Origin of the sequence: Saccharibacillus brassicae, from assembly GCF_006542275.1 — a bacterium.
Classification (GTDB): Bacteria; Bacillota; Bacilli; order Paenibacillales; family Paenibacillaceae; genus Saccharibacillus; species Saccharibacillus brassicae.
Genome location: NZ_CP041217.1, coordinates 184,137 through 202,628 on the forward strand (window position 1 = coordinate 184,137; position 18,492 = coordinate 202,628).

An 18,492-nucleotide genomic window follows, 5' to 3' on the forward strand; every position below is an offset into this window, starting at 1 on the left:
CGGCCTTCATCTCGAAGCCTCCGAATCGGCAGCGCCGGCACCGGTATCGGCCGACTCTCCCGCAGCCGCGGACGCCGGGGCGCCGGATACCGGCCCCATCACTTCCGCCACCGCTTCGCCGACGTCCGCGCGGCGCATAAACGTCTCGCCGATCAGCACGCCGCTAGCTCCGCCCGAACCGACGTAAGCGACGTCTTCTTTTGTCCGAATCGCGCTTTCGCTAATAAGCAGCGCCCGCTTCGGCATGCGCGGCGCAAGCTCCGCCGTGACGTCCAGACTCGTCTCGAACGTGTGCAGATTCCGGTTGTTTACCCCGATCAGACCGCGGTCCGTTACCTGAAGCACCGCGTCGAGTTCGTCCGCGTTATGCACTTCGATCAGCGTATCGAGGCCGAGCGATTCCGCCGCCGCCTTCAATTCCCGCAGGCGCGCGACCGGCAAAATGGCCGCGATCAGCAGCACCGCGTCGGCGCCGATCAGGCGCGCTTCGTAGATCTGCGACTCGTCGATCACGAAGTCTTTGCGCAGCAAAGGCAGCTTGACCGCCGCGCGAATCGCGGTCAAATAATCCGCGCTGCCCTGAAAATACTCGTTGTCGGTCAGCACCGACAAACAATCGGCGCCCGCCGCTTCGTACGCTTGCGCCAGCCGTACCGGATCGAAGTCTGCCCGGATCAGTCCTTTGGACGGGGACGCTTTTTTCACTTCCGCGATCAGCGCCATCCCTTGGCGCTTCGGGCTGCGCAGCGCCGCTTCGAAGCCGAGCGTAGGCGGCATGGCGGCGATGCGCCGCTCCGCTTCCGCCATATTCAGCGTTTCCTTGAGAAGCCGGACTTCCCGGCGTTTGGTCTCCACGATTCGATCAAGATACATATCCGCATTCCTCCGTTATCCGTATAAGCTGCTCCAATTTGTCCAGCGCCTGGCCCGAGTCCACGATCTGCGCGGCCATGCGCACGCCTTCCGCCAGATCGGCCGCTTCTCCGGCCGTATAGATGCACGCGCCCGCGTTCGCCAGCACGATATCGCGCCGCGCGCCGCGTTCGCCGGACAACACGCCGCGAATGATCCGCGCGTTGTCCGCGGCGTCTCCGCCGAGGATGTCTTCGAGCGGATAGCGCGACAAGCCGAGTTGTTCCGGAGTGATCTCGTACGTGCGGACGAGGCCGTCCTCAAGTTCCGACACCCGGGTCGGACCGGAGACGCTGATCTCGTCCAGCCCGTCGAGTCCCGCGACGACCATCGCGCGCCGCGCGCCCAGATTGCCGAGCACGCGGGCGATCTGCTCGGTGCGGCCGGCGTCGTACAGGCCGAGCAGCTGCCGATCGGCGCCGGCCGGGTTGGTCAGCGGGCCCAGCAGATTGAATACCGTGCGGACGCCCAGTTCGCGGCGAGGTCCCGCCGCGTGCTTCATCGACGGATGGTACGTCTGCGCGAACAGGAAGCAGATGCCGATCCGGTCCAGGCATTCCGCGGCCTGGCTGCCGCTGAGGCCGATATTGACGCCGAGCGCTTCCAGCACGTCGGCGCTGCCGGCCCGGCCGCTGGCCGAACGGTTGCCGTGCTTGGCGACCCGGACAGACGCGGACGCGGCGATCAGGGCGGACGCGGTCGAGATGTTGAACTTGTGGATGCCGGAGCCGCCGGTGCCGCACGTATCGAGCAGATGCTCGCGGGACGTGCCGACGGTGCCGGAGAAGCTGCGCATCGCTTCGGCGAAGCCGGTAATTTCTTCGGTCGTCTCGCCTTTCATGCGCAGTGCCAGCAGCAGGCCGCCGATCTGCGCCGGCGTCGCCGCGCCGGTCATAATGCTTTCCATCGCGTGCCGGGCCTGCTCCCGGGTCAGCGAAGACCCTTCGGAAGCGAGCGCAAGCGCTTCTTTGGCGCTCAGGCTCGGTTGAATCGGATAGAGGTTATCGGTTGGTTCGGATGTACGGGAAGTAGGCATGACTATCTCTCCTTCGAGGTCGAATGGGTTCGAGCGCCTCGAGGCCGCTCCTTCGGGACACCGTTCCTGCTGCCGCGAGAGCCGTCCGATTCCCGCCGCGCGGCGGGAGAACGGGATCGGCGGGGCGGAGGTTATAAAAAAGACCCCCGCTTCGCAGCAGAGGTCTTCGGTATTCGGCCTTTTTCGGCGATCTGTTCAAAGATCGCCGAAAAAGGTCCGATGCCCGATAGGGTGCATTCGTCGATGTATGGTAAAAAAAACCGTGGCGCTTCCGCCTCGAATCCTTCGTTCCATACGTAAACTCTGCTCAGCCTGACTCTGCTCTGTCTGGCGGTCTGTACCGCCTCGGCCCCTACGGGCCTCACGATTCCCCGCTTCCGCCCGCGAACACTCCTGTTCCCGGCGCGGCAGCGTGAATCCTTAACTTTGTTCCCTACTATACCGGATCGCCAAGCGGATAGCAAGCGCGCCGGCATCCGGCTTGCCGGAAATCTACGAACGGCGGGCCAGATCCGGCCGCAGCACCGTTGCGCCCCGCTGGTACACGTGGTTGATCTCGCGCTGCCCTTTTTCCGTATTCACCTGAATCATCAAGCGGATGCAGCGCGGCAGGCTGCCTTCGACCGGAATCTCCAGCGCGCACATGAGCGGCACGAAATCCCAGCCGGATTGGCGGCGTACGGCAACCGCGGGAAAAGCGGCATCCAAATCATGCGTCACCGTGATCCAGATATTGCTGACCGTCTCGGGCTGTATGCCGTTCTGGGCGGTCATCTCCGCGACCAGTTCCTGCGTCGCCGCGTAAATCTCTTCCCTGTCGTTATGTTCGACCGTTGTCGCTCCGCGAATGCCGCGGTTATAGATCACGATGGTTCTCCACTCCTTTTGAGGCGCTCGATGACGCTTCGCACCGTATCGGCGTCGACGTCGCTCGCAATCTCGACGCGTCCGACCGCCAGAGGCACGATGAAGATCATCCGGCCTTCCCTGAACTTTTTGTCCCGCTGCATGGCGTCCATCAGCGCTTCGGTCCCGATATCGGCCGGCAGCGTAACCGGCAGTTCCAGCGCTTCCAGCATCGATACCGTCTCGGCGTGCAGCCCCGCGGCGCCGCGTTCTTCGCCGATCAGCGCCGCCGCGGCCATGCCGATCGAGATCGCTTCGCCGTGCAGGAAGCGGCCGTATCCCGCGACCGCTTCGATCGCGTGGCCGAGCGTATGCCCCAGGTTCAGGATCGCCCGCAGATCGTTCTCCCGCTCGTCGCGCGATACGATCCGCGCTTTGATCGCGCAGCCTTGCTCCAGACCGTACGCCAGCGCTTCGGAATCGAGCGCCAGCAGGCGTCCGGCATTGGCCCGGCACCATTCGGCGAATGCTTTGTCCCAGATCAGCCCGTGCTTGACCATTTCCGCCAAGCCCGCGCGTACTTCGCGCGGAGGCAGGCTTTTGAGCGTCTCCACGTCGTAGAGCACGAGCTCCGGCTGGTGGAACACGCCGATCATATTTTTGGCAAGCGGATGATTGACCGCCACTTTGCCGCCCACGCTGCTGTCGTGCGCCAAAATGGTCGTCGGCACCTGCACGAAGCGGATGCCGCGCATGTACGTGCCGGCCACGAATCCGGCCAGATCGCCGATGACGCCGCCTCCGAGCGCCAGTATCGCCGAGGAGCGGTCCAGCCCTTCTTCGATGGCGCGCGTAATCAGGTCGTTGTAGACGTCAAGCGACTTGGACGGTTCGCCGTGCGGCACGACCGCGCTGAGGGCGCGGTAACCGCCCGCCGTCAGCGCCTCTGTCAACTTGGCGAGATACAGCGGCCCCGCGTTATCGTCGGTCACGATCAGCAGCGGGCTTTTGTCCGGCACGCCGGCCAGGCGCAAATACTCCGCCGCGTTCGCGAGCAGTCCTTCCCCGATCACGATCGGATACGAACGTTCGCCAAGCTCTACCGTCAGCGTCTTCGGCGTCTCCGCCATATCAGTAATTCTCCAGCTGACGTTTGTAGTTGTCGTAGTTCGCTTTGATTTCCTCCATCGAATCCCCGCCGAATTTTTCGAGGAACGCTTTGGCGACTTCCCAGGCGACCACGCTCTCCATGACGACGCTCGCGGCCGGCACGGCGCAGGCATCGGAACGCTCCACCTGGGCATTGAACGGCTCTTTCGTATCGATGTCCACGCTGCGCAGCGGCTTGTACAGCGTCGGAATCGGCTTCATGACGCCGCGGACGACGATCGGCATGCCGTTCGTGATGCCGCCTTCGAAGCCGCCGAGGCGGTTCGAAGCGCGCGTGTAGCCCGTCTCTTCGCTGTGCAGGATCTCGTCGTGCACCTGCGAGCCGCGCAGTTCGCCGGCTTCGAAGCCGATGCCGATCTCGACGCCTTTGAACGCGTTGATGGACATGACGGCCTGCGCGATGCGCGCGTCGAGCTTGCGGTCGTACTGCACGTAGCTGCCGAGACCGATTGGGAGCCCTTCGACGATACATTCGACGACCCCGCCGACCGAATCGCCTTCTTTTTTGATCAGGTCGATATACGCTTCCATCTTCTTCTCGGTTTCTTCGTCCGCGACGCGGACCGAAGACGCTTCGGTGCGGGCGACCAATTCGTCGAGCGGCAGGTTGTTGGCCGGAGCGACGATCTCGCCGATCCGCAGCACCTGTCCGCCGATGCGGATGCCGAACACTTCGAGCAGCTGGCGGGCCAGCGCGCCGACGGCGACGCGAACGGCCGTTTCGCGGGCGCTGGAACGTTCCAGCACGTTGCGCAGGTCTTTGAGATCGTATTTGAGTCCGCCGTTGAGGTCGGCATGACCCGGACGCGGACGGTGGACCCGGCGCTTCTCTTCGTCGGTGCCTTCCATCGGTTCGACGTTCATGATCTTCGTCCAATGCTTCCAGTCGTTGTTGACGACGACCAGCGCGATCGGCGCGCCTGTCGTTTGTCCGTGGCGAACGCCGCCTACGATGTCCGCCTGATCCTGCTCGATTTGCATGCGGCGGCCTCGGCCGTATCCTTTTTGTCTGCGCAGCAGTTGGAAGTTCAAAGCCTCGAAATCAATCCGCAGATTGCTCGGCATCCCCTCGACGATCGCGGTCAGCTGCGGTCCGTGGGTCTCCCCGGCGGTCAAGTAACGTAAACTCATGATGCGTTCCCCCTTTAAACTTTTAAACTGTAAACGGCTAAAATCCTTAAATGTCTTCGCCCATTATAACATCTGCCCGCTACTTGTCCAAGACCTTTACCTTTTGCGTCAGACTCCTGTCCGTTCAAGCCGAAAAAGCCGCTCCGTTCCGCGGTTGGGCGGGAACGAAGCGACTTCGGGCGAACCCCGGAACACGGGGAACGGTTAGATTTTTTTGTAGAAAAACGTGTCGCACGGTTCAAGTCCGTACTGCCCCGGCGAGAAGATCTGCTCGGTGCTGCCTACGAACAATACGCCGCCTTTGCGCAGACTGGACGCAAATTTGTGGTACAGCGTCGCTTTGGCTTCTTCCGTAAAGTAGATCATGACGTTTCGGCAGACGATCAGGTCGTAACCGTCGTCGAACTTGTCCGTCAGCAGGTTCGCTTTGTGGAAATTGACCGCCCGCTTGAGCTTGTCGTCGACTTTGTACATGAGGCCTTCCGCTTTGAAATACTTTTCCGCCACTTTGGGAGGAACGTCCTTCAGCGAGCGTTCCAGATATTGGCCCTGCTTGGCTTTGGCCAGTGCGCCTTCGTCGAGATCGGCCGCGTTCAGCTTGGAATCGCCGAGAATGCCGTGCCCGTCGAGAATCATCGCCAGCGTATACGGTTCTTCGCCGGTCGAGCAGGCCGCGCTCCATACTTTGAGCCCTTTTTTGCCGCCTGCGCGCAGTTCCGGAATGATCGTGTCGCGCAGCACTTCCCAACGGTTCGGGTTGCGCCAAAATTCCGACACGTTGATCGTCATCCGGTCGAGGAATTCGAAGAACAGGTTTTTGTCCTTTTTCATCGCTTCGAAAAACTGGGCGAACGTGCTGTAGCCGTGCTTGGTGCGCAGCGTCGTCAGGCGACGTTTCATCTGCGCTTCCTTGTATTGGGACAGGTCGATTCCCGTGCTTGCATTTATGCTTTTGATAAACCCGCTGTAGTCCGGGTCGCTTCCCGGGGCAGATACTTCTTCGCGCCCCGCTCCGCTTCTGATCAGATCCATCGCGCCACCGCCTTGTCATAATCGAGCTGTTCCGCTTCTGTGAAGAAATTGGCGATCTCGCGCTTGGCGCTGTCAGGACCGTCCGATCCGTGAATCAGGTTAAACGGCGTATGCGCCGCAAAATCCCCGCGAATCGTGCCCGGCAGCGCTTCCGTGACTTGGGTCTTGCCCATGGCGATCCGGGCCAGCGCGATTACGTCGTCGCCTTCCCATACCATTGCGAACACCGGACCGGACGTGATGAATTCAACCAATTTTCCGAAAAACGGCTTGCCTTCGTGCTCGGCGTAATGACGCTTGGCCTGTTCCTCGGATATGTGCATGAATTTCCCCGCCACCAGCTTGAATCCTTTGTCTTCGAATCGGCTTACGATCCGTCCGACCAGTCCGCGTTGTACTCCATCGGGTTTGACCATCAAAAAAGTGCGTTCCATCGCAATCTCCCACTTTCGGCATATGATTTATTATCGGCTGAGACGCTTGCTTTTTATAGAGTTAAACGTTTTACACCCAAATTCCTGCCTGAGCCTGCGAAAAAAGGGAGATTCGTCGGAATCTCCCTTCGCCGTGCCGGTATGAAAATGGTTCAATACGTGCGTCTCGACACAAAATGCGCGATATCGCGCAGATGGCGGCGCGCCCGGATATCGGGCAGCCGGTCGAGCGCCTGCAGCGCTTTTTGCGTATAGCGGTCGGCCAGTTCCTCGGCGCGCGCGATGCCTTCGCTGCCGGTAATCATGGCCACGGCGGCGTTCACGTCCGTGCGGCCGTTCGCTTCGTGAATCCGGCCGATCTCGCCCAGCAGCGGATCGCGCAGCCGGTCTTCCTGCAGCGCGTACAGCACCGGAATGGTGATGTTGCCCTGGCGGATATCGCTGCCCGGCGGCTTGCCGATCTGCTTCTCCGTTCCGCACAGATCGAGCAGATCGTCCCGGATCTGGAACGCCATGCCGACGTTATAGCCGTAATTGTACAGCTCGCGCGCGACTTCCGTCGAAGCGCCGGCGGCAAGAGCGCCCAGTTGGCAGCTGACCGCGATCAGCAGCGCCGTTTTGCGGCGAATGCGCAGCAGGTACCGGCGGATGCTCTGACCCGAATTGAAAAAGTCCCGGATCTGTTCCATTTCGCCGATCGACATCTCGACCATCGCTTTGGCGAGAATCCGGTGAATCCGCGGATCTTCCAGTCCCGCGACCATCTCCAGCGCCTTGGCGTAAATATAATCGCCCGTATACATCGCGATCCGGTTGTCCCATTTCGCTTTGACCGTCAGTTGGCCGCGGCGCGTCTGCGCGTTGTCGATCACGTCGTCGTGCACGAGCGAAGCCATATGGATAAGTTCCAGCGGGACGGCGACCAGCTTCAACCGATCCAGCTCATACGTGCCGAACTTGCCGCTCAGCAGCACGAACGCCGGACGCAGGCGCTTGCCGCCCGCTTTCAGCAGATGCATGGCCGCTTCCCCGAGCGCTTCGTTCTCCACTTCGATGCAGGCGTAGAGCGAGCGTTCCACGGCGTCCATATCTTTTTTTAACGTTCCGAAGATTTCCATTCGTTTCATTCGTTCACCCGTATCCGCGTATTGTCGGTCCAAATTTCAATATGCGCTTCCTGCGGCAGCAGTCCCATCTCCCGGGCGTAACGGAAGTAAAGGTCGAGACCTTCCAGCCGTTCCCGGGTCAAGTCGTAACGCAAATTTTCGAAATATCCCTGCCAGTAAGCCAGTTCCCCGCCGAGTTCGGCCTGCGCTTTTTCCGCGACCGGCCGCACGTCGGCCAGGCTCCGGCGCTTGCTGTCGGCCAAAGCGTCGGCCAGTTCGCCGATACGTTCCGGATTGCGCCCGGCCGCCGCTTTGGAGACGGTCCAGACCGCGAAAGTCATACTTTTGCCGGTCCAGTTTTTCCATTCCGCGCCGAGATCGGTCACCGTGTAGCCGGCGTTGTCCCAATCGGCCCGAATCGCGTGGTCGCCGATCAGCAGCGCGACGTCGGCATGTTCCAGCATCTCTTCGAGATTCGGTTCGCAGGTGACGTACTCCGGCTTGGCGCCGTACGCTTTTTCCGCGACGATCTTCAGCAGATTGACGGAAGTCGCGGACGTGTTCGTCAGCGCGATTCGTCCGTGCACCGCTTCGGCGAACGGCTTTTTGGAAAAACACAGGATCGAGCGCACCGGCCCGTCCGCGCTCACCGACAAATCCGGGAGCAGCAGAAAACGGTCCGTCGCCATGCCGTAGGCAAAAGAAGAGACCGGGCTCATGTCCAGCTCCCCTTCGAGCAGCAGGCGGTTCAGCACGGCCGGAAGCTCCGTCCGGGTCGTCGCCGGAAAACTCAGCGCCGAGTCGTCGAAGTAATGGTAGACCGGCCAAACGTTGGTGTAGAGGATGCGCCCCAGGCGCAGCATGCCGCTCTCCTTCACGTTTCCTCCCCCCATCTTTTAAACAGATTGTGATCGATTCCAACACTGTCCAGCACTTTGCCGACCAGAAAATCGACGATTTCTTCGAGCGTGCGGGGACGATGGTAAAAAGCCGGCATCGCCGGCACCATTTTGACGCCCAGGCGCGCAAGCTTCAGCATGTTCTCCAAATGGATGGCATGCAGCGGCGTTTCCCTCGGCACGAGCACGAGCGGACGCCCTTCCTTGAGCATGACGTCCGCCGCCCGCGTCATCAGGTTGTCGGACGAACCGTGCGCGATCGAAGACAGCGTCCCCATCGAACACGGCATAACGATCATCCCTTCGGCCCGGAACGAACCGCTGGCGATCGAAGCTCCGATATCCGCCACCGGATGATACACCAGCCGTCCGGCGCGGCCGCCGAAACGGTGCTCCAGTTCCTGCTCGCGTTTCGACGCGTCGAAATCCATTTCTTCCTTAAATACGCGCCAGCCGGCGTTCGAGACGACCAGATGCACGGTAAAACCGAGATCCAGCAGTTCTTCGGTCAGCCGGATGCCGTAAACGCTGCCGCTGGCACCGGTGATTCCGACGACCCAGTGCCTGCCGGCGCCCGCGAGTTCGTTTACCAAAACTTCACCACCAAATCGATCAGAGTGAATACGAAAACAATACTGCTGAGCCAGCTGTTCATCGTGAAAAAGGCGGTCTGCACGCGCCGAAGATCGTTCGGCTTCACGATGCGGTGCTGATAGAACAAGATCGAGCACGCAATGACGACGCCGGCCACATACCACCAGCCGAGCGGCGTAATAAACGCAAGCGCAATCAGTCCGAGCGCCGTCACGGCGTGGAAGCCCTGGGCGATCTTGAGCGCTTTGTGCAGGCCGAACCGGCTCGGGATGGAATAAATGCCTTCCCGCCGGTCGAATTCGATATCGTCGCACGCATAGATCACGTCAAATCCGGCTGTCCAGAACGCGATCGCGATATAGAAGACGAGCGACGACCAGCTGAAGCTGTCGGTCACGGCCGCCCAACCGCCGAGCGGTGCAAGCGCGATCGTCGCGCCGAGCACGACGTGGCAGAGCCACGTGAAGCGCTTCGTGTACGAATAGGCGATCAGCAGCACGAGGGCGATCGGGAACAGCGTCAGCGCGAAGCGCGACAGTTCGAACGTCGCCCACAGGAAAAGACCCAGGAACACGACGACAAAAATCGCCACTTCGCGCGTTTTGAGAAGTCCCGCAGGAATGGCCCGCTTTTCGGTGCGCGGGTTTTTGGCGTCGATGTAACGGTCGATCAGACGGTTCATGCCCATCGCGGCGCTGCGCGCCCCGATCATGGCCAGCAAAATCCAGCCGGCCTGTCCCCACGAAGGCAGATGCCCGTTAATGACGACCGAGCCGAGCAGCATCCCCATGAACGCGAAGGGAAGCGCGAATAACGTATGTTCAATCTTGATCATTTCCAAAAAGACACGGATTTTCCCGAACATTTTATTTCTCCTTAATTCCGATGTGCAGCGCGGCGATTCCGCCGGTCAGCGCGTAAGCTTCCACGTCTTTGAGACCCACTTCACGGAAAATATTCGCCAATTCTTCGCGGCCCGGGAACAGTTTCAACGAATCCGGGAGCCACTTGTACTGCTCGTAGCTTTTTGCGAACAGCTTGCCCATCTTCGGCAGCATCCGTTCGAAATAAAAATAGTACAGCCCTTTGAACGGCTGGCTCGTCGGCTTGGACAATTCCAGGCAGACGACCATGCCGCCCGGCTTGACGACGCGGCGCATTTCGTTCAGCACGCGCACCGGATCGGGCACGTTGCGCAGGCCGAATCCGATCGTCGCGTAATCGAACGAATTGTCGGCAAACGGCAGTTCCATCGCGTTGCCCTGGAACAGCTCGATCTGTCCGCCGTGCGTATTGCGCGCGATCTTGCCCCGGCCCACGTCCAGCATCGCCGGACTGAAATCGAGCCCTTTGACCGGACCGCTGCCGCTTGCTTCGGCCAGGCTGATCGTCCAGTCGCACGTGCCGCAGCACAGGTCGACGGCGCTGTCGCCTGGGGAGACGGCCATTTTGCGCATGGCAAACTTGCGCCATGCTTTGTGGCGGTTGAAGCTCAAAATATCGTTCATCCGGTCATATTTCGGCGCAATCTGCTGAAAGACGTCATGGACGAACTCTTCTTTCGGTTTGGGCGAATTCGCCATTATCGGTTCACCTTGCCTTTCATTTCGGCCGCGCCGCGGAATCCGTACGCCAAGGCGCCCAGCACCTCGCGGTTCACTTCCGCCGGCAGCGCCGCGATGCCCGCTTCGAGCCGATCCGCGAACCCAAGCAGCATTTGCTTCAATTCGTCGGCCTCCGCTTCGCCGACCGGGTGCATGCCGTAATGCAGCGCCTCGCCGTGCGTCGCGGCTTCCAGCTCTTCGACCGCCGCTTCGCACAGGGCGACGAGCTTCAGCAGGCTCTGCCAATCCGGCAGCAGCGGGCCGCGCAGCGAAACGTCGAAGCCGACGAACAGGCGTGCCTTGATCGCGGCCGCCTCTTCCACATATTCGCGCAGTTCCGGCGCGGAAGTTCCCTGCATGCGCAGATACAGCTCCATTTTGCGGCGGTTCACGTCCGCAATCGCCCGGCTCAGCTCGGCGACCATGTCCACTTCGCCTGCCGCGGCCAGCAGTTGGTAGAAGCGGCTGCTGTAATAATCGCCCGCCAGCACTTTGAGCTGCCTGGAGCGCATCGCCTGTTCTTCTTCGCTGTCGTCTCCCGGCGCGACCCGGTCGTGGATATCGAGGCCGATCTGCAGCAGTCCCGTGACCATGCCGTAGACCTCGGTCTTGTCCGCCGAATCGGAAGCTTCAAGAAAAGCGTGCAGCAGCCGAAGCCGCGCATCCGGCAGCGCCGGAATCTCCGTATGATTCCGGATCATGTCATATCCGGTGTATTTTTCGGTCTTTTCCGGTACGCAGTAGGGTTTCATCTATAGGCCTCCGACTTTTTACAACGTTCAACGCTATTTTTGTCACAATCTTTTCTATTATAGCATAAGCTTTTTCAAACAACTAACGCAAACGCTCACGTTTCGGCGTCGATATTGCCGTGTTTGGTGAACACGGTCGCTTTGCCGCGCACCTTGATCGCCGACGTGTGATCGGTGAACTGCGCGATCAGCACTTCGCCTTTGTCGAGCTTTTCCGTGTGATGAAAACGCGTATCCTGACCGCGCGTCAGCCCGATAACATGGACGCCGTTCTCGTGAGCTTTGATCACGATATAGTCGGCTTTTTCCGAATTTTCCGTACCTTTTGGATGTTCCATAATCGCTGCTCCTTCCCGCTGAATCTTCGATTGAATCATTCGATGCATGCTATTCATGATGGCAAATGCCGAGCCGTATTGTCAACACCTCGGACCGTCCGCCCTGTGTTCGGCCGTCTATCCGCTTGCGCACAAAAAGAAAAAGGCCGTGAATATGCATTCACGGCTTCTTCCCCATCGCTTCGCACGATCCGAAGCGATGCAAAATCTTCAACCCCTAGGGATTATGTAGATTTTATTTAATTCCGTCTTTCAGGGCTTTGCCCGGTTTGAAAGCAGGAATCTTGCTTGCCGGGATTTCGATCTCTTCGCCGGTTTGCGGGTTACGTCCTTTACGGGCGGAACGTTCGCGAATCTCGAAGTTTCCGAATCCGACGAGCTGTACTTTCTCGCCGTTTTGCAGAGCGGTCGCGATGGCTTCGAAAACGGAGTCAACCGCTTTGGTTGCTTCTTTCTTGCCAAGCTCCGATGCTTCTGCAACGTGGCTGATCAGGTCAGATTTGTTCATGCGTTTCACCTCCCGTTACAATCATACCCAGCACTCGTCCGAGTGCCCGCCAAAAGGCGTATTTGGTCTTTCCGATTACCTGCTAACCAAGCGTAACACGCGGTAGATAAGGCCGGAATTCTCAAACTGCCAGAACTTGCGTTCTGTAGGCAACATCCATATAGTAATACACCGGCCTTATAATTTCAAGCTTTTCATGGATGAAGCAATAGATTGGGGCCCGTCCGATCTTGGGGGTTACCGCCAAAAATCGTCGTCTGCTTGGTTTTGCCGCTCCAACTGAAGGCGCACCGCCCGCTTCAGTGGATCTTCGGGCGTCGTGACGGAGACGTCTCCGCACACTTTCGCCTGGCAGGCCAGCCGAGTGCCTGCGTCGAGACTTCCGCCGAGCTTGCGGCGTTCGCCTTCGGCGGGCGGCAGAACGCCGGCTTGCGGCGGCTCCAGCGTCACTTTGCACATGAGGCAGCCCATTTTGCCTTCGCAGCGTACGGGAATACGCACGCCGGCCGCGCGCGCGGCGGTCAGCAGCGTCGTTCCCGCTTTGACGGTGACGCTTTTGCCGTCGGGATTAAACGATACGGTATGTCGATCTGTCGGCATCGGTTCGCCTCCTCTCGCAATCGCTGTCGATCATCGGGAGCCGGCGATCCGCTTCAAGCTGTGCCGGTTTGCGCTTTTACGTATGCCACTGCTCCCACGTTTCCTGCGAAATCATCTCCATCTCGGTCTTCGGTCCCCGGCCCATCAGCGCTTCAACTGCCGTTTTCGGGTCCAGGTCTTCAAACAGCACCCGGTACAGCTGCTCCGCGATCGGCATTTGAACTTTGTACTTTTGCGAAATGAAATGGGCGGCTTCCGTCGTCCGGATGCCTTCCACGACCATGCCCATCGAGTCGAGCACTTCCTGCAGCGGCTTGCCCTGCCCGATCATGTAGCCGGCACGCCAGTTCCGGCTGTGCTTGCTCGTCGCCGTAACGACGAGGTCGCCGACGCCGGCCAGTCCGGAAAAGGTCAACGGATTGGCGCCCATCTCGGTGCCGATCCGCGTAATCTCGGCCAGGCCGCGCGTCAGCAGCGCCGCTTTGGCGTTGTCTCCGTATTCGAGGCCGTCGGACATGCCCGCGCCGAGCGCGATAATGTTCTTGAACGCGCCCGCAAGTTCTGCCCCGAGTACGTCCCGGTTCGTGTAGACGCGGAAATAAGCGTTCATCAGCAGATTTTGCGCCCGCTGGGCTTCGCCTTCGTTGGCCGAAGCGACAACGATCGTCGTCGGACGCCGCCGGGCCACTTCTTCGGCGTGGCTCGGTCCGCAGATGACACCGATCTTCGATTCCTCACAGCCGAGTTCTTCGGCGATGATCGTCGACATCCGCTTCAGCGTGCCGGTCTCCATACCTTTGGTCGCATGCACGCACAGCATGTCTTCATTCCAGAACGGCTTGAGCGCGCGCGCTACTTCGCGCATCGCTTTGGAAGGCGAAGCGATGATGACCGCCTCGGCTTCGCTTAGTGCGTCCTGCATGTCGCTTGTCGCGCGAAGACCGTCCGGAAGCTTGACGCCCGGCAGAAACCGCGAGTTCTCGCGCGTCTCGTTAATCTCCTGCACATGCTCTTCGCTTCGCGCCCACAGTCTCACGTCATGGCCGTTATCGGCCAATACCATCGCCAGAGCCGTACCCCAGCTGCCGGCTACCAATACGCACACTTTTTTAGCCAAGGCTGCGCTCCTTCCCGCCGGACTTCGAGCCCAGCTTGTTCTCCGTTCCGTTTTTGAGCTTCACCAGGTTGCCCCGGTGGCGCCAGACGGCGAGAGCCCAAATGACAAGGCTGACGATCAACACCGGCATGCCGTAATCGTGCCAGCCCGCGGCGTCGTAGACGACGAGAAAGACCGGCGTCAGCGTGACGAACAGCAGCGAACCGAGCGAGACGTAGCGTGTCAGCACGATGGTCGCGATCGCGATAATGCCGGCAAACAGCGCCGGCAAAAAGCAGAGCGTCGCCAGCATGCCGATCGTCGTCGCGATCCCTTTGCCGCCTTTGAAATGGAAGTACAGCGGCCAGTTATGCCCGACGACGGCTGCAAGTCCGGCCAGAGCCGGCGTCCAGTCGTAGTCCGGCGCGATCCAGCGGCCGAGCCATACGGCGAGAATGCCTTTGCAAATATCGAGCACCAGCACGAGAATGGCCGGGCCTTTGCCGAGCACGCGCAGCGTGTTGGTCGCGCCCGCATTGCCGCTGCCGTGATTGCGGATATCGATTCCTTTGAGCAGTTTTGCAAATAATACGCTAAAGCTGACCGAGCCGAGTAAATAAGCGGCTGCGATTGCGATTACCGATTCTATCATTATTCGCTCTCCTTCGCGCAGCTGAACTTGTGCGTTCTCTAATGCTTGGCTTAATCTTTATCTTCCGATTTGCGTCGGGTAAAGATCCGGATCGGGGTGCCTTCGAAATCGAAAGCGGCCCGGATTTTGTTCTCCAGATAGCGTTCGTAAGAGAAGTGCATCAGCTCCGGCGCGTTGACGAACACGACGATCGTCGGAGGCTTGACTGCGACCTGAGTCGCGTAGTTGATCCGCATGCGGCGTCCTTTGTCCGTAGGCGGCGGATTGATTGCGACCGCATCGGAGATAACGTCGTTCAGCAGACCGGTCGCGATCCGGCGGGAATGTTGTTCGGCGGCGCGGTTCACGACCGGGAGCAGCTTTTGTACCCGTTGGCCGGTCAATGCGGACAGGAAAACGACCGGCGCATACGTCATGAACAGGAAATGATTGCGGATACTGTTCTCGAAATGCTGCATCGTTTTGTCGTCTTTTTCGACCACGTCCCATTTGTTGACGACGAATACCGAAGCTTTGCCCGCTTCGATCGCATAGCCGGCGATATGTTTGTCCTGCTCGATGATGCCTTCTTCGCCGTTGATGACGACGGCGACCACGTCTGCGCGTTCGATCGCGCGCATAGCGCGCATCACGCTGTATTTCTCAAGGTTTTCGTACACTTTACCGCGTTTGCGCATGCCGGCGGTATCGATCAGCACGTACCGCTGACCGTCGCGTTCGAATTCGGTATCGATCGCGTCGCGCGTCGTACCGGCCACGTCGCTGACGATAACGCGCTGCTCGCCGAGCAGAGCGTTCACGAGCGAAGATTTGCCGACGTTCGGACGTCCGATCAACGCGACGCGAATCACGTCTTCGTCGTACTCTTCGTCCGTCGTATCCGGCAGTTTCTCCACGATAACGTCGAGCAGATCGCCTACGCCGCTGCCGTGCGCGCCCGATACGCCGATCGGATCGCCGAGGCCCAGATTGTAAAATTCGTACGTGTCGTCCATCCGGGTCATGTTGTCGACTTTGTTGACCGCCAAAATGATCGGTTTTTTCGACCGGTACAGCATCTCCGCCACTTCCGAGTCCGACTGCGTCAGTCCCGCTTTGGCATCGCACATGAGGACGATCACGTCCGCTTCCTCGATCGCAAGCTCCGCTTGAGCCTTGATCGATTTCAGGATTTGCTCGTCGTTGAGCTCGATCCCTCCCGTGTCGATAATGCTGAACGACCTGCCGTTCCATTCGCCGACTCCGTAAATCCGGTCGCGCGTGACGCCCGGTTTATCTTCGACGATGGACAGACGGTCGCCGATGATTCGATTGAAGATCGTCGATTTGCCCACATTCGGGCGTCCTACGATCGCGACTACCGCTCTTGCCATTTGAACATTCCTCCTTGTCAGCCGCAGCTGAAATTTCCCGTTACACGACAAGAAACGGCCAAACCGATCCATTCGGATCGGCCCCCGTTTCCCGTCGGCATATTCGGCATATAAAGATTGGGATGACAGCCGTCTTTGCAGCCGATTTATCTTTATATTGCACAAACGGCGAACCCGCAGCGGGTCCGCCGTTTGCTCGTAGCTATGCTTGTGCTGCCATTATTCTTCGGATTGACCCAGTTTTTCTTTCAGGGCAGCCAGGTCGAAACGTTCGCCGAGCGAAACGTTCATGCCTTGGTTGCTCAGGGAAACGTTAGGGTTGTCGATTTTGTCGACGCGCGGGCCTTTATCGCGGCCTCTGCTCGATCCCGATCTTTCCGGTCTGTCGGATCTTTCCGGTCTCTCGCTGCGCGCTTCGCCAGCAGGAGCTTCTTCGGTTTCTTTGATGCTCAGGCTGATGCGTTTTTCGGAAGGGTTTACGTCCAGAACTTTCACTTGAACCGTTTGTCCTTCTTCCAGCACTTCCTGAGGCGTTCCGATATGCTTGTGGGAGATTTGCGAGATGTGAACCAGGCCTTCTACGCCAGGAGCGATTTCTACGAATGCGCCGAAAGGCACGAGACGTTTTACTTCGCCGCTGATGATTTCGCCTTGGCTGAACTTCTCGGAAGCCGTTTCCCAAGGACCCGGAGTTGCCGCTTTGATGCTCAGGCTGATCTTGCCTTTTTCCGGATCGACTTTGAGCACTTTGACTTTGACGCTCTCGCCTTCGGATACCGCGTCGGAAGGTTTGGCTACGTGATGCCAAGCCATTTCGGACACGTGAACGAGTCCGTCCACGCCGCCTACGTCGACAAATGCGCCGAACTGCGTCAGACGCTGCACTTTGCCTTCGATGATTTGTCCTTCTTTGAGATCGGCCATCACTTTGTGCTTGTTGGCTTCGAACTCTTCTTCAAGAACGTCTTTGGCGGACAGGATTACTTTGTTGTTTTCGCGATCCAGTTCTTTGACGCGAACACGGATGGTGCGGCCTTTGTAATCGCTGAAGTCTTCGACGAAATGACGCTCAACCATCGAAGCCGGGATGAAAGCGCGAACGCCGCTTACGTCCGTCACGATTCCGCCTTTTACGACGTCCGTGATTTTAACTTCGAAGATCTCTTTGCTCGCGGATTTCGCGTCGAGTTCTTCCCATGCTTTTGCGCCTTGAATCGCTTTTTTCGACAGAACCATTTGCTCTTTGTTGTCGTTCAGGCTAACAACTTTGGCAACGACTTCTTGGCCGATTTCAGCGCCTTCTTCAAGCTCGCTGGTCGTGATTACGCCGTCGTATTTATAACCGATGCTGACGTACGCTTGGTCATCGTCCAATTTCACGATTGTACCGGTAACGGTGTCGCCTTTTTTGACGCTGACGACCTGCTCCAGCTGATCCTGCGTAGCCGTTTCTTCGTTTACTTCCTGGTTTACTGCTTCTTCATTTTGGTTTCTTGTTTCTTCCGACATGTTAAATACCCTCCTCGATTCAAAACCCTCATATTTAAACCCGCGGTGCGCAGAGTTCAAAACAAACTTCTTCGGCCGACGCCGTTCTAGCCCTGTCGGGTCAGCTGGCGTTCGGCCAGGCGCACGATCGCGTCCGACACCTCTTCGATGGTCATCCGCGTCGTATCGAGCACCGTCGCATCTTCCGCACACACGAGCGGAGACACTTCGCGATTGCGGTCGAGTTCGTCCCGGTCCGCAATCTCGCGTTCAAGCTGTTCAAGCGTAATGGATTCGCCGGATTCCGGCAGTTCCCGGAATCTGCGCCGGGCGCGTTCCTCGACGGTCGCGGTCATGAAAATCTTGACCTCCGCGTCGGGGAGCACGGTCGTTCCGATATCGCGTCCGTCCATCACGACGCCTTTGCGTAAAGCCATTTGCCGCTGGGCGGAAGACAATTCCGCCCGCAGCCCCTCGATTTGCGCATATCGGGAAACGGTACGGGTCACGGCGAGCGAACGAATGTCGTCCGTCACGTCCTGCCCGGAAAGTCTCACGCGCTGGCCGTCTTCTCCCGGTATCAGCTCGATCTCGAGGGATTCCATGCGTGCCAGAACCTCCTGCTCGTTCTCCGCTTCTATGCCGAGATTCAGCATGTCCCATGTGACGGCCCGGTACATGGCACCGGTATCCACATAGACATAGGAGAGCGCTTTGGCCACCTTGCGCGCAACCGTGCTCTTTCCCGCTCCCGCAGGTCCGTCGATTGCGATATTGATTCTGAACTCCCGTTCCCCGTTCAAGCTGGACAAAGGGGCACTCCTCCTCAAAACCGCCGCCCCCATTAGTGGGCAGGCTTCTCAATCAATAAAAAAACAGGCTGTGCCTGCGACAATAAAATTATAGCATAAGGCACGCCAA

21 protein-coding genes are annotated in these 18,492 nt (G+C 59.2%); all 21 read right to left on the bottom strand.

Features of this window, described 5'->3' with window-relative positions; translation table 11 throughout:
- Window positions 1–6: 6 nt before the first annotated feature.
- The 21 genes from trpC to cmk all read right to left on the bottom strand — a co-directional run bounded on the left by trpC (window position 7) and on the right by cmk (window position 18,383).
- Window positions 7–873 carry an indole-3-glycerol phosphate synthase TrpC gene (trpC, locus tag FFV09_RS00710; protein ID WP_141445892.1) on the bottom strand — a complete coding sequence of 289 codons (867 nt, stop codon included), beginning with the start codon at window positions 871–873 and terminating at the stop codon, window positions 7–9.
- Complete coding sequence (gene trpD / locus FFV09_RS00715) at window positions 863–1,948, bottom strand: anthranilate phosphoribosyltransferase (protein ID WP_141445893.1); 1,086 nt, start codon at window positions 1,946–1,948, stop codon at window positions 863–865. Before trpD ends, trpC begins: the two co-directional genes overlap by 11 nt.
- A 492-nt stretch (window positions 1,949–2,440) precedes the next feature.
- Complete coding sequence (aroH, locus tag FFV09_RS00720; RefSeq protein WP_141450252.1) at window positions 2,441–2,812, bottom strand: chorismate mutase; 372 nt, start codon at window positions 2,810–2,812, stop codon at window positions 2,441–2,443.
- Complete coding sequence (gene aroB / locus FFV09_RS00725; RefSeq protein WP_141445894.1) at window positions 2,812–3,924, bottom strand: 3-dehydroquinate synthase; 1,113 nt, start codon at window positions 3,922–3,924, stop codon at window positions 2,812–2,814. Before aroB ends, aroH begins: the two co-directional genes overlap by 1 nt.
- A 1-nt stretch (window position 3,925) precedes the next feature.
- A complete protein-coding gene (gene aroC / locus FFV09_RS00730; RefSeq protein WP_141445895.1) occupies window positions 3,926–5,095 on the bottom strand; it encodes a chorismate synthase in 1,170 nt (389 codons plus the stop codon).
- Between the two features lie 204 nt (window positions 5,096–5,299).
- On the bottom strand, window positions 5,300–6,127 hold the full coding sequence (locus FFV09_RS00735) for a CheR family methyltransferase (protein ID WP_141445896.1): 828 nt from the start codon (window positions 6,125–6,127) through the stop codon (window positions 5,300–5,302).
- Window positions 6,118–6,561 (bottom strand): nucleoside-diphosphate kinase, encoded by a 444-nt coding sequence (gene ndk, locus FFV09_RS00740; RefSeq protein WP_141445897.1) that lies wholly within the window; start codon window positions 6,559–6,561, stop codon window positions 6,118–6,120. The genes FFV09_RS00735 and ndk overlap by 10 nt, the downstream gene beginning before the upstream one ends.
- A 152-nt stretch (window positions 6,562–6,713) precedes the next feature.
- On the bottom strand, window positions 6,714–7,688 hold the full coding sequence (locus tag FFV09_RS00745; protein ID WP_141445898.1) for a polyprenyl synthetase family protein: 975 nt from the start codon (window positions 7,686–7,688) through the stop codon (window positions 6,714–6,716).
- Window positions 7,685–8,530, bottom strand: a complete 846-nt coding sequence (locus tag FFV09_RS00750; RefSeq protein ID WP_425472337.1) for a menaquinone biosynthetic enzyme MqnA/MqnD family protein — start codon at window positions 8,528–8,530, stop codon at window positions 7,685–7,687. The genes FFV09_RS00745 and FFV09_RS00750 overlap by 4 nt, the downstream gene beginning before the upstream one ends.
- An 11-nt stretch (window positions 8,531–8,541) precedes the next feature.
- Window positions 8,542–9,159 (bottom strand): UbiX family flavin prenyltransferase, encoded by a 618-nt coding sequence (locus FFV09_RS00755; protein ID WP_141445900.1) that lies wholly within the window; start codon window positions 9,157–9,159, stop codon window positions 8,542–8,544.
- Entirely contained in the window at window positions 9,153–10,025 is an 873-nt protein-coding gene (locus tag FFV09_RS00760) for a UbiA-like polyprenyltransferase (protein WP_141445901.1), read from the bottom strand. Before FFV09_RS00760 ends, FFV09_RS00755 begins: the two co-directional genes overlap by 7 nt.
- A gap of 1 nt (window position 10,026) precedes the next feature.
- Window positions 10,027–10,743, bottom strand: a complete 717-nt coding sequence (locus FFV09_RS00765) for a demethylmenaquinone methyltransferase (protein ID WP_170314887.1) — start codon at window positions 10,741–10,743, stop codon at window positions 10,027–10,029.
- A complete protein-coding gene (locus tag FFV09_RS00770; RefSeq protein ID WP_141445902.1) occupies window positions 10,743–11,516 on the bottom strand; it encodes a heptaprenyl diphosphate synthase component 1 in 774 nt (257 codons plus the stop codon). Before FFV09_RS00770 ends, FFV09_RS00765 begins: the two co-directional genes overlap by 1 nt.
- 95 nt (window positions 11,517–11,611) lie before the next feature.
- Window positions 11,612–11,854, bottom strand: coding sequence for a trp RNA-binding attenuation protein MtrB (gene mtrB, locus FFV09_RS00775; RefSeq protein ID WP_141445903.1), 243 nt, complete (start codon window positions 11,852–11,854; stop codon window positions 11,612–11,614).
- A gap of 235 nt (window positions 11,855–12,089) precedes the next feature.
- The gene (locus FFV09_RS00780) at window positions 12,090–12,362 is read right to left on the bottom strand and encodes an HU family DNA-binding protein (protein ID WP_141445904.1); all 273 of its coding nucleotides are present in this window, start codon (window positions 12,360–12,362) and stop codon (window positions 12,090–12,092) included.
- A gap of 237 nt (window positions 12,363–12,599) precedes the next feature.
- Window positions 12,600–12,962, bottom strand: a complete 363-nt coding sequence (locus FFV09_RS00785; RefSeq protein WP_141445905.1) for a 2Fe-2S iron-sulfur cluster-binding protein — start codon at window positions 12,960–12,962, stop codon at window positions 12,600–12,602.
- Window positions 12,963–13,038: 76 nt separating this feature from the next.
- Window positions 13,039–14,079 carry an NAD(P)H-dependent glycerol-3-phosphate dehydrogenase gene (locus tag FFV09_RS00790; RefSeq protein WP_141445906.1) on the bottom strand — a complete coding sequence of 347 codons (1,041 nt, stop codon included), beginning with the start codon at window positions 14,077–14,079 and terminating at the stop codon, window positions 13,039–13,041.
- The gene (gene plsY / locus FFV09_RS00795) at window positions 14,072–14,710 is read right to left on the bottom strand and encodes a glycerol-3-phosphate 1-O-acyltransferase PlsY (protein WP_141445907.1); all 639 of its coding nucleotides are present in this window, start codon (window positions 14,708–14,710) and stop codon (window positions 14,072–14,074) included. The genes FFV09_RS00790 and plsY overlap by 8 nt, the downstream gene beginning before the upstream one ends.
- Window positions 14,711–14,760: 50 nt before the next feature.
- A complete protein-coding gene (der, locus tag FFV09_RS00800) occupies window positions 14,761–16,083 on the bottom strand; it encodes a ribosome biogenesis GTPase Der (protein WP_141445908.1) in 1,323 nt (440 codons plus the stop codon).
- A gap of 219 nt (window positions 16,084–16,302) precedes the next feature.
- Window positions 16,303–17,592 (bottom strand): 30S ribosomal protein S1, encoded by a 1,290-nt coding sequence (gene rpsA, locus FFV09_RS00805; RefSeq protein WP_141445909.1) that lies wholly within the window; start codon window positions 17,590–17,592, stop codon window positions 16,303–16,305.
- An 86-nt stretch (window positions 17,593–17,678) separates the two neighbouring features.
- A complete protein-coding gene (cmk, locus tag FFV09_RS00810; protein WP_150229714.1) occupies window positions 17,679–18,383 on the bottom strand; it encodes a (d)CMP kinase in 705 nt (234 codons plus the stop codon).
- Between the last annotated feature and the right edge of the window lie 109 nt (window positions 18,384–18,492).